The sequence below is a fragment of the Microcoleus sp. AT3-D2 genome, from assembly GCF_036705715.1.
GTDB lineage: Bacteria > Cyanobacteriota > Cyanobacteriia > Cyanobacteriales > Microcoleaceae > Microcoleus.
Map to the genome: position 1 here is coordinate 1 of NZ_JAUBVE010000189.1, position 1,657 is coordinate 1,657.

Here is a 1,657-nt window from a genome sequence, read left to right on the forward strand (position 1 = left end):
CTACTCGTTGTGGTACAGCCACTCCTTCTTTGCTTCCTGACGCTAATAATTGTTCTGATGATTCTGACTTGTTGACTACTGCCTAATTTTATTCTTTGATTTTGGGGGTGGTTTTTCGTCTTCTTTATACCCCTGAACGCTTACGTCGATTGTTTGAGCCAGGATTGTTTACTTATTCCGTAATTTTCCATGTCTTCCCATCCGTTACCTCCAGCTATTATCGCTAACAAAGCAATCACTATAATATCTTTAAGTAAGTGGTGTTTAGTGCGGTCAACTCTTGGATCTGGTAGATCATCAAAATAACTCAACAAACCCCCTTCTAGTTCTTGCATAGAAATAGGTTGAGGCGGGGTTTTTATGTTTTTTAATTTAGCAATCGCAACAACGGGTTAAAATCCTTTAGTCATAGAGTATTCATTCCTATTTTCTACTGAGCTTGAGAGTTGTTATAGAATCTCTCGGACAAACCGGGCAGCTATAATACTGCACCCTCTTTTTGGGGTCTGTTACCTTTGATACCAAATTAGATGCGCTTACCCTGAGGCTTATAGAGAGAATCTATAATTTTTTCGGTGTGTTTTCGGGCTGCGTTTAATAGTCCTAAGTCCGTCGGATAACTAATATCGGCTGGAGCGCAAGTCGCATCAAGGATTAATTTTCCGCGATTTTTCGGCAAATTGCTTTCTGCTTCTAACTTTTTTTTTTCTGATTCGGAGTCAGCGGTTTCGCGTATTCTCTTCACCATTTCTTGATTGATTTTGTTAACTATATCGACACTTATTCTTTGTCGAAAATGAACCAATAACGATGGGTCGAAAGGCGCTTCATTGCTGTAGGATGATTGACCGATAAAGTATTGCAGGTAAGGGTTTTCTCGGATTTGTTCCACCGTCTCTCGATCGCTAATTCCCAATTTTTCCTTAATAATTAATGCCCCCAACGCCAGCCGAAATGATTTAGCCGGGGGTCCCATTTCTGTCACGAAGTTTTGAGCATATTCTGCTTCAAATTCTGACCACGGAATTATTTGGGTCATGATCACCCAACGATTATCTGCTGCCAACGCGCATCCGTTGGGCAGTTCAAAGTCTGCTGCTGGGCTTGGGGCTTGCTCAACTTTTCGGTACACGATCGCAGGTGGTGATGCACGGGTTTTGAGCCATTTTACCAGCAATGCTTGCTTTTGACTACCCCAGCCGCGCTGACAAACCCATAAAACATCTAGTTTTTCTCTTTATTCAGCAAGCCCTAAGTAGGGCTTACTGAATAAGTCCAAAAAACTCAAAAAAGTTCGATCACGCTATTGCTCGCCTACGCTCAACTTAAGTTTTTCTTTTGGTTGTAATACCAGGACATAATTTTTGATAATCTTTGCCTTCTTTCCAGTTGTTATTAATAAAAATTGACACACAAAAAGCCACAATAACCGCAATAACCCTGCCACAAGGTTCATGACTAAAAAAGGAATTGCAATCGTTGTTTGGGATGTATTATCGAGTTTAGCCATCACTCGATCGAGATTAAATCTTCTTTTTGCTTGACCAAATTTTCCTTCTATAGCCTGACGGGCTTTTTCATATTAGACCTCTTGCGAAAGTGCGCTCTTTCTAGGTAAAATAAAAGAAAAAATTAGCTTAATAATATGAACTACGAA

General features: G+C 40.3%; 3 pseudogenes. All 3 read right to left on the bottom strand.

The window, feature by feature from the left end:
• Window positions 1–149: 149 nt before the first annotated feature.
• Window positions 150–335, bottom strand: a pseudogene (locus QUB44_RS30780) (transposase family protein); the annotation flags it as partial.
• A gap of 209 nt (window positions 336–544) precedes the next feature.
• A pseudogene (locus QUB44_RS30785) lies at window positions 545–1,132 on the bottom strand (transposase); the annotation flags it as partial.
• 171 nt (window positions 1,133–1,303) lie between these two features.
• Window positions 1,304–1,579, bottom strand: a pseudogene (locus QUB44_RS30790) (transposase); the annotation flags it as partial.
• Window positions 1,580–1,657: the final 78 nt, after the last annotated feature.